Below are 9501 nucleotides of genomic sequence, written 5' to 3'. Positions count from 1 at the left end.
TGACCCGTACGGACGCGACCCGTCCGCCCGTACAGAAGTGAAGGGCACCCCCTTGGCAACCACACCGTCCGCACGCTCCGTCGTCTTCGGCTTCGCGGCGTTGCGGGCTGCGCCGGGGCGGGGCGGTGCGCGCCGGGGCCTTGGCCCCGCTGGGGCGGTGCCCGCCAGTGCCGGGCCTGCGCCCACTCGTTGTGGCGGCGCCCGCCCGCGCTGCGCCCTCCCGTCTCCCGGGGCTCCGCGCCGGTGCCCCCGCTGGGGCGGTGCCCGCCCTTGCTGGGCCTTCGCCCCCTCCGTTGTGGGCATTCGTTCCGCTGGGGCGGAACGGGTGGGCACAACGGAACGGCGCCCTTTGCCGGGCCTAGGCTCCTGGTGCTTGGACCTGCACCACGAGTGCGCCGTGCTCGTGGTGCGGGCAGGTGCAGGTGCGGAACGCGCCCGCTTGGGCGCCGTCCCGTGTGCCCACCCGTCCCGCCCTGCGGGACGATTGCCCACACGGGCGCGGGGGCGACGGCCCACGCGGGGGTGGGAGGGGCGCCGGCCCCGTCGGGCGCAGCCCACACGGGGGCGGGGGCGCTGGGCTTGCCCACAGGTGGTCGGCAAGTGCAGGGATCAGGCGGGCGTAGCCTCGGGGGCATGAATTCGTACGGAAGCTTTCCGGGGGCGCGGCCGCGGCGGCTGCGGACGACGCCCGTCATGCGTCGGATGGTGGCCGAGACGCGCCTGCATCCGGCCGATCTGATCCTGCCCGCTTTCGTCCGGGAGGGCGTGCGCGAGCCCGTCCCGATCGCCGCGATGCCCGGCGTCGTGCAGCACTCGCGCGACACCCTGCGCAAGGCCGCCGTGGAGGCGGTGGAGGCCGGCGTCTCCGGGATCATGCTGTTCGGCGTGCCGGAGGACGCGAAGAAGGACGCGGCGGGCACGGCGGGCACCGACCCGGACGGCATCCTCCAGGTGGCCATCAGGGACGTGAAGGCCGAGGTCGGCGACGACCTGGTGATCATGTCGGACCTGTGCCTGGACGAGTACACCGACCACGGCCACTGCGGCGTCCTGGACGCCGACGGCCGGGTCGACAACGACGCCACCCTGGAGCGCTACGCCGAGATGGCCCAGGTGCAGGCCGACGCCGGCGTCCACGTCGTCGGCCCGTCCGGGATGATGGACGGGCAGGTCGGCGTGGTCCGCGACGCCCTGGACACCATCGGCAAGGAGGACGTGTCGATCCTCGCGTACACCGCGAAGTACTCCTCCGCCTTCTACGGCCCCTTCCGCGAGGCCGTCGGCTCCTCCCTGACCGGCGACCGCAAGACGTACCAGCAGGACCCCGCCAACGTGCGCGAGTCGATGCGGGAGCTGGCGCTCGACCTCGAAGAGGGCGCCGACATGGTGATGGTGAAGCCGGCCGGCCCGTACCTGGACGTCCTCGCCAAGGTCGCGGAGGCGGTGGACGTGCCCGTCGCCGCGTACCAGATCAGCGGTGAGTACGCGATGGTCGAGGCCGCCGCCGAGAAGGGCTGGATCGACCGGGACAAGGCGATCTTCGAGACCCTGACCGGCATCCGCCGGGCCGGCGCGCAGATGATCCTCACCTACTGGGCCACCGAGGTCGCGCAGAAGCTCTCCCGCGGGCTCTGAGCCGCTCCGCGAGCGGGGTGCGGGTGGCGGGATGCACTCTGGAGTAGTACCGCTCTGGAGGTGGTCCTCATGACGCACATGAACACGCTGGTCGGCTGGCACGTCGAGATGGAGTTCAAGGAGGAGGGGGACCGGACGCGGGCGGCGGCCATGGTGCGGCTCGGCGACGGCACCGAGTTCCGCGCCCACGGCAACGCCAACCGTCACCCCTCCGACCCCGAGCAACTGCGGGTCGGCGAGGAGATCGCGGGAGCCCGCGCCCTCATGGATCTCGCCTCGCAGCTTCTGCAGAAGGCCCACACCGAGATCGACGAGGTCTCGGGGCGGACCTCCCACCCGATCCGCCGCTAGGACGTCAGCAGGGCGTCAGCAGGGCGGACGTCACTAGTACGTGAGCGCGTCCTCGAGGGTCTGCTGCCAGTACGACACGGCGGCGCCGTCATCGGCGTACGTGCCGCTCGGCGCCGCCACCGTCGTGCTGCTGTCCGGCGTGACGTTGATCCGGATCGTACGCACGGTCGTCCCGTGGGTGTCCGGGCCCGGCTCACCGGTGAGGATCAGCGACGCGTAGCCCGACTCGCCGGGCGCCAGGCCCAGCACCGACTGCGGCTTGCTCTCCTCCACGATCCTGATGGGCGCCTGGCTGTCGTCGAAGCCGACGAGCGGCGCGTACGGCGCGTCGCAGGGGCGGCTGCCCACGTTGGTGATGGTGAGCACCAGGTGGTTGATGGGGCGGCTGACCTTGCTCGCCACGATCTTGGTGTTCGCGGCCGTGCAGGGGACGCGGGCGGCGTCGCTGCCGCCCGGCTTGGCGCCCGGACGGGCGGTGCTCGCCTTCGTGGGCGCCTTGGTGGGTGCCTTGGTGGGTGCCGCCTTGGCGGGCGGGGCCTCGGTCGTACGGTCCGCCGACTCGGTCGGCGCCGCCGGTGCCTTCGGCGCCGCGTCCGGCGTGTCCTTCGACTGGCAGGCGGTGAGGGCGAGGGCCGCCGTGAGGGCGGCGGCGGGCAGGGCGAGACGGCGGGCGAGAGTACGCATGGTGGATTCCCCGTAAGAAGCAGAGTCGAGAAGCAGAGCCGCGGAGTCAGCGGTGGTTCAGCAGTGCGATCACGACTGCTGTGCAGGTGATCAGCACTGCCAGTGCCAAGGCGTCGGTGACGCGGCTGTTCGGCATGACCACCACCCTGCGGGTCGGCGTGATCCCACCGCAATCGGCACGGGACAATGGGGGACGCTGGAACGCCGGCACCTGCCGTGACCTGGGGAGATGACCGTCCCCTGGAATGCGTTCCTGGGATGCGGAACGGGCGACGGGGGATGCGGATGAACGCGACGGAGGGCTTCGCGGAGCGGATGCGCGCACTGAAGGACCGGTCCGGGCTCAGTTACGGCGCGCTCGCGAGCCGGCTGCACGTCAGCACCTCCACGCTCCACCGCTACTGCAACGGGGACGCGGTCCCGACCGAGTTCGCGCCCGTGGAGCGGCTCGGGCGGCTGTGCGGGGCGTCCCGTGAGGAGCTCGTCGAGCTGCACCGCGCCTGGATCGTCGCCGACGAGGCCCGCAGGCGGGGCAAGGGCGAGCCGGCACCGGAGCCCGCGCCCGCACCCGTGCCCGTTCCCGAGCCTGTGCCCGCGCCCGAGCACGAGGTCGCCGAACTCGTCGTGCTCAGGGACGGCGAGCGCGCCGACCCCTCCGCCCGGCTCCACCGCCGGCACCGGGCACGTCGGGGCGCCCTCGCCGTGGCCGTGGTCGTCGCCCTTGCCGTGCCCACCGCCTACCTCATCGGGCGCACCGGAGACCGGCCCGCCGACTCCGCCGGAGGCGCCCCCGCGTCACCCGCCCCGCCCGCGCCCCTGAGCGCCGGCGTCAGCTCGTACAACTGGGCGGCGCCCTGCGGCCAGTACTACGTGCTCGACCAGCGGCCCGGCCACGTCCCGCCGCCGCCCCCGCCGCAGGACACCCGCGGCTGGGCCCGGGCGCTCGGCGGGATCGACGGCGGCCACATGCAGCTCCAGCTCACCGTCACCGGCCACACCCAGGAGCCGGTCGTCCTGACCGCCCTGCACGTACGGGTCGTGGAGCGCGGCACACCGCTGGACCGGCCCGCCTACTCCATGGGGGACGGCTGCGGCAGCGGGGTCACCCCGCAGACCTTCGACGTGGACCTCGACGCGCCCCGGCCCTACCTGAAGCCGGTCGCCGGACAGGACGGGGACCGCGTGGTACCCGCGAAGGACTTCCCGTACAAGGTCGCCACCGGAGACCCCCAGGTCCTCAACCTCGACGTGCACACCGAGGAGTACGCCGCCTCCTGGTACCTGGAGCTCCAGTGGAGCAGCGGCGAGAAGAAGGGGACGGTACGCGTCGACGACGGCGGCGAGCCGTTCCGTACCACCGCGATCGAAGGACGGCCGACGTACGGCTACTGGCCCGACAAGGGCGAGTGGGTCACCCAGTGACCCACTCGCCGCCGGACGTCAGAGGCGCTCGGGGGTCCGGATCCCCAGCAGGGCCATGCCCTGGTGGAGGGTCCGGGCGGTCAGGTCGACGAGGAACAGACGGTTCTCCTTCAGCTCCCGGGTCTCGGCCTTCATGACCGGGCACTGGTCGTAGAAGGTCGTGAGGTGCGACGCGAGCTGGTAGAGGTACGCGGCCAACTTGTGCGGCGCGTACTCCTCGGCGGTCTCGGCGACCGTGGCGCCGAACTGGTCCAGGTGCAGGGCGAGCGCCCGCTCGGCCGGGGCCAGCTCCAGCTCCGGGTGGGCGGTCGGTTCGGCGTCGGTCACGTTCCGCTTGATCGACTGGATGCGGGCGTACGCGTACTGGAGGTACACCGACGTGTCACCGTTGAGCGACACCATCTGGTCCAGGTCGAACTTGTAGTCACGCACGGCCGAGGTGGAGAGGTCGGCGTACTTCACCGCGCCGATGCCGACGTAGCGGCCGTTCTCGACGACCTCCTCGTCGGTCAGGCCGGCCTTCTCCTTCTTCTCCTCGACGACGGCCGTCGCCCGCTCGATCGCCTCGTCCAGCAGGTCCACCAGTCGCACCGTCTCGCCCTCGCGGGTCTTGAACGGCTTGCCGTCCTTGCCGAGGACCGTGCCGAACGCCAGTTGGACGGCCTTCACCTCGTCGTTCAGCCAGCCGGCCCGGCGGGCCGTCTCGAAGACCATCTTGAAGTGCAGCGACTGGCGGGCGTCCACCACGTACAGCAGCGTCGACGCCTTCAGGTTCCGCACCCGGTCGCGGATCGCGGACAGGTCCGTCGCCGCGTAGCCGAAACCGCCGTCGGACTTCTGCACGATCAGCGGCGTCGGGTTGCCGTCCGGGCCTTTGACGTCGTCGAAGAACACGCACAGCGCGCCCTCGGAGCGGACCGCGACGCCCGACTCCTCGAGCAGCCGGCAGGTCTCCTGGAGCATGTCGTTGTACCCGGACTCGCCGACGATGTCGGGGTCGCGGATGTCCATGTCCAGCTTCTCGAAGACCGAGTAGAAGTAGATCTTCGACTCGTCGACGAACCGCTGCCACAGGGCCAGCGTCTCCTCGTCGCCCGCCTGCAGCTCGACGACCCGCGCCCGCGCCCGCGTCTTGAACGCCTCGTCGGAGTCGAACAGCGCCCGCGACGCCTTGTAGAGCCGGTTGAGGTTGGACATGGCCTCCTCGCCGGAGACCTCCACGTCCGCGCCCTCGGCCTTGTGGTCCAGCTCGTGCGGGTGCTCGATCAGATACTGGATGAGCATGCCGAACTGGGTGCCCCAGTCGCCGATGTGGTGACGGCGGACCACCTTCTCGCCCGTGAACTCCAGGATCTCGACCATCGCCGCGCCGATGACCGCCGACCGCAGGTGGCCGACGTGCATCTCCTTCGCCACGTTCGGCTGGGCGTAGTCGATCACCGTCGTGCCGGCCGCCGGGTTGAACGGCACGCCGAGCCGGTCGTCGGCCGCGCGGGCGGCCAGGGTGTCGATGATCGCCGCGTCGGACACGGTGATGTTGAGGAAGCCGGGGCCCGATACCTCGATCTCCTTCAGGACGTCGTTCGCCGGAATGGCCTCGACGACCTTCGTCGCCAGCTCACGCGGGTTGCCCTTGAGCCGCTTGGCGAGCGCCAGGATGCCGTTGGCCTGGAAGTCGGCCCGGTCGCTTCGTCGCAGCAGCGGGTCGGCGGAACCGGCCTCCGGCAGGGCTGCCGAGAGACCTTCCGCGAGGCGCTGCTGCACGGTCGAAGCGAGGGAAGGGACCGAGGCCATGAGCTTCCGTTCCTGTTGTGTCGTGTCCGGGTGTCCCGGTGGTCTATTTCGCTTGTCAAGTGTCCCATGGGAGAGCAACGTGTTTTCTCCGCCTGTGGACAACCCCCGGCGACAACCCCGGCCTGTGGACAACCTCGGAGCGGCTTCTTCCGTCTGGGAGAATGGCTCACGTAGGGCTGTAAGGCTTTGAGGGAAATCAAGGAAGAAGGACGTACCGACCGTGGCTCAGAGCAGCACCGAGACCGACTGGGTCTCCCGTTTCGCGGACGAGGTCATCACCGAGTCGGAGCGACGTGCGCCTGGCAAACCGGTCGTCGTCGCCTCCGGTCTCTCCCCGTCCGGACCCATCCACCTGGGCAACCTGCGCGAGGTCATGACCCCGCACCTGGTCGCCGACGAGATCCGCCGCCGCGGCCACCAGGTCCGCCACCTGATCTCCTGGGACGACTACGACCGCTACCGCAAGGTGCCGAACGGTGTCGCGGGCGTCGACGAGTCCTGGGCGGAGCACATCGGCAAGCCGCTGACCTCCGTCCCCGCCCCGGCCGGCTCCCCGCACCCCAACTGGGCCGAGCACTTCAAGGCCGCCATGGTCGAGGCGCTCGCCGAGCTCGGTGTCGAGTACGACCCGATCAGCCAGACCGAGCAGTACACGTCGGGCGTCTACCGCGAGCAGATCCTGCATGCCATGCGCCACCGCGCCGACATCGACGCCATCCTCGACCAGTACCGGACGAAGAAGACGCCGAAGAAGCAGTCCCAGAAGCCGGTCGACGCGGCCGAGCTGGAGGCCGAGGAGGGCTCCGGCGCGGCCAACGAGGACGACGGCTCCGGCGGCGGCGCCGGCTACTTCCCGTACAAGCCCTACTGCGGGCAGTGCGAGAAGGACCTCACCACCGTCACCTCCTACGACGACGACACCACCGAGCTCGCCTACACCTGCACCGCCTGCGGCTTCGCCGAGACCGTCAAGCTCAGCGAGTTCAACCGCGGCAAGCTGGTCTGGAAGGTCGACTGGCCCATGCGCTGGGCCTACGAGGGCGTCATCTTCGAGCCCTCCGGCGTCGACCACTCCTCGCCCGGCTCGTCCTTCCAGGTCGGCGGCCAGATCGTCGGCATCTTCGACGGCGTGCAGCCCATCGGCCCCATGTACGCCTTCGTCGGCATCAGCGGCATGGCCAAGATGTCCTCCTCCCGAGGCGGCGTCCCCACCCCGGCCGACGCGCTCCAGATCATGGAGCCGCAGCTCCTGCGCTGGCTCTACGCCCGCCGCCGCCCCAACCAGTCGTTCAAGATCGCCTTCGACCAGGAGATCCAGCGGCTCTACGACGAGTGGGACAAGCTGGAGGCCAAGGTCGCCCACGGCACCGTCCTGCCGGCCGACGCCGCCGCGTACGCCCGCGCCGCGGGTACCGCCGCCGGTGAGCTGCCGCGCACCCCGCGCCCGCTGCCGTACCGCACGCTCGCCTCGGTCATGGACATCACCGCCGGCCACGACGAGCAGACCCTCCGCATCCTCAGCGAGCTCGACCCGGAGAACCCGGTCACCTCCCTCGACGAGGTCCGGCCGCGCCTCGACCGCGCCGAGAACTGGATCACCACCCAGGTCCCGGCCGACCAGCGCACCATCGTCCGCGACGAGCCGGACACCGAGCTGCTCGCCTCCCTCGACGACGAGGGCCGCGAGTCGCTGCGGCTGCTCCTGGAGGGCCTGGACACCCACTGGTCCCTCGACGGCCTGACCACCCTGGTCTACGGCGTCCCGAAGGTCATGGCCGGCCTCACCCCCGAGGCCAAGCCGACCCCGGAGCTGAAGCTGGCGCAGCGCTCCTTCTTCGCCCTGCTCTACAAGCTCCTGGTCAGCCGCGAGACCGGCCCTCGCCTGCCGACCCTGCTTCTCGCGGTCGGCGCGGACCGGGTGCGCAAGCTGCTGGGGGCGTGAGCGCCGCCGTCCGGTCTGGCCGGACGGAGTCCGGCGCAGCCTCCCGAAGCCCGGGAGGCCCCTTGGGGCCGAGGGGTGCGAGGGGGGCGTCGGAAGTGGGGTCCGGCCCCCGGCTGCCCACCCTGCTTCTCGCGGTCGGCGCGGACCGGGTGCGCAAGCTGCTGGGGGCGTGAGGGCCACCGTCCGGTCTGGCCGGACGGAGTCCGGCGCAGCCTCCCGAAGCCCGGGAGGCCCCTTGGGGCCGAGGGGTGCGAGGGGGGCGTCGGAAGTGGGGTCCGGCCCCCGGCTGCCCACCCTACTCCTCGCGGTCGGCGCGGACCGGGTGCGTAAGCTGCTCGGCGCCTAAGCGTCACCGTCCGGCACGGACACGGAAACCGCCCTCCTCTGCATCGTTCGGAGGAGGGCGGTTTCCGTCGCGCGCACGACGCGAGGCGGCACCGGGCGGGAGATCGTGGAGACATGACCGACCACGCCCTCGCAGGCCACGCCATCGCACGCGAAACCCTCACCGTCATCGGCTGGGTCGCCCTCGTCCAAGGCGGACTCGGCGCCGGCGGACGGTACTTCGGAGACGGACCCTGGGGTCTGCTCCACAAGTGGTGGGACATCCCCACCGCCGGATACCTCGCCCTCCTCGTCGCCGGCGTCGCCCTCGCCGTCTGGGGCGAGACCACGAAACACAAGGCGAAGCAGACGAGGTCCTGACCGGCCCGGCGGGGGTCAGGGCGTGTTGTTCTCCGCCCACTCCTGCTGGATCCGCTCACGCAGCCGCGGCGTGAGCTCCCGCAGGATCGAGGCACTGCGCGGGTGCGTGATCTTGTACATGTCGCTCAGCCATATGTCGAGCTGCTCCGCGTTGGGGAAGTCCTGCTTCTCCTCCACGTAGTCCCACATCGCCTTGTACGCGGCCTCCGCGAACCCCTCCGCGGACAGCGCCTCGTCGACGTACTCCGGATACGGCTGGAACTCCTCCGGCCCCGGCGGAGGCACATCCTCCGGGCCATGCGGAACCGCGACCGGCGTCGGCTCGAGACCCTCCACGATGCTCGGGTTGTACGTGCCCTCGTACGCCTCGGGCGAGACCTGCGGCGCGTCGAACCACGGGCTCTCGTGGTTCACCGGCGCGGGCTGCGGCAACGGCTGGGCCTGCCCCGCCGCCCCCTGCTCGGCCATGCTCCCCTGCTGGGTCATGGCACCCTGCTGGGCCATGACCCCCTGGGGCTGCGCGCCCGCCTGCTGCTGCGCCCCGGCCGCCTGCGGCTGCCCGGCCCCCTGCTGCTCCGGCACCTGGACGACCCGCGGCTGTTCGAGCGCCGGGGCCGCCGTGGCCGTCGCCGGAGCCGGCGGCAACAGCACCGGCTCCACACCCGCCGCGGCCAGCCCCGCCGCGGCCGTCTCCGCCAACGGCACCCCGTACTTCGCCAGCCGCAGCGGCATCAACGCCTCCACCGGCGCCTTCCGCCGCCAGGCCCGGCCGAAGCGCGCCTGGAGCCGTGCCTGATAGATCAGCCGGTCCTGCTCCAGCTTGATCACCTGCTCGTACGAGCGCAGCTCCCACAGCTTCATCCGCCGCCACAGCCGGAACGTGGGAATCGGCGACAGCAGCCAACGCGTCAGCCGCACGCCCTCCATGTGCTTGTCGGCCGTGATGTCCGCGATCCGCCCCACCGCGT

At 71.5% G+C, this 9501-nt stretch carries 8 protein-coding genes; 5 read left to right on the top strand and 3 right to left on the bottom strand.

Annotation, left to right across the window (positions count from 1 at the left end; genetic code table 11):
• The first annotated feature begins 633 nt into the window (after nt 1-633).
• Nucleotides 634-1635: a porphobilinogen synthase gene (gene hemB / locus ABZ135_RS38255; protein ID WP_356702943.1), complete on the top strand. Its 1002-nt coding sequence runs from the start codon at nt 634-636 to the stop codon at nt 1633-1635.
• A gap of 78 nt (nt 1636-1713) precedes the next feature.
• Nucleotides 1714-1986 carry a DUF1876 domain-containing protein gene (locus ABZ135_RS38250; RefSeq protein WP_356702946.1) on the top strand — a complete coding sequence of 91 codons (273 nt, stop codon included), beginning with the start codon at nt 1714-1716 and terminating at the stop codon, nt 1984-1986.
• A gap of 33 nt (nt 1987-2019) precedes the next feature.
• Here ABZ135_RS38250 and ABZ135_RS38245 read toward each other — a convergent pair whose 3' ends face one another.
• Nucleotides 2020-2670: a DUF4232 domain-containing protein gene (locus ABZ135_RS38245; protein WP_356702940.1), complete on the bottom strand. Its 651-nt coding sequence runs from the start codon at nt 2668-2670 to the stop codon at nt 2020-2022.
• A 285-nt stretch (nt 2671-2955) separates the two neighbouring features.
• Here ABZ135_RS38245 and ABZ135_RS38240 point away from each other — a divergent pair, with 285 nt between their 5' ends.
• The gene (locus ABZ135_RS38240) at nt 2956-4092 is read left to right on the top strand and encodes a helix-turn-helix transcriptional regulator (protein ID WP_356702938.1); all 1137 of its coding nucleotides are present in this window, start codon (nt 2956-2958) and stop codon (nt 4090-4092) included.
• 18 nt (nt 4093-4110) lie between these two features.
• Here the strand turns inward: ABZ135_RS38240 and argS are convergent, their stop codons facing one another.
• Entirely contained in the window at nt 4111-5886 is a 1776-nt protein-coding gene (argS, locus tag ABZ135_RS38235) for an arginine--tRNA ligase (protein ID WP_356702936.1), read from the bottom strand.
• 220 nt (nt 5887-6106) lie between these two features.
• Here argS and lysS point away from each other — a divergent pair, with 220 nt between their 5' ends.
• On the top strand, nt 6107-7828 hold the full coding sequence (lysS, locus tag ABZ135_RS38230; protein WP_356702934.1) for a lysine--tRNA ligase: 1722 nt from the start codon (nt 6107-6109) through the stop codon (nt 7826-7828).
• Between the two features lie 459 nt (nt 7829-8287).
• On the top strand, nt 8288-8533 hold the full coding sequence (locus tag ABZ135_RS38225) for a hypothetical protein (RefSeq protein ID WP_356702932.1): 246 nt from the start codon (nt 8288-8290) through the stop codon (nt 8531-8533).
• Nucleotides 8534-8548: 15 nt separating this feature from the next.
• Here the strand turns inward: ABZ135_RS38225 and ABZ135_RS38220 are convergent.
• The coding region (locus ABZ135_RS38220; protein WP_356702930.1) for a DUF2637 domain-containing protein at nt 8549-9501 on the bottom strand (953 nt) is incomplete at its 5' end.

Origin of the sequence: Streptomyces sp. NPDC006339 (assembly GCF_040612775.1) — a bacterium.
Lineage (GTDB): Bacteria > Actinomycetota > Actinomycetes > Streptomycetales > Streptomycetaceae > Streptomyces.
Note: the sequence above shows the minus strand (reverse complement) of the source record. Positions and strands in the feature narration are given on the sequence as shown.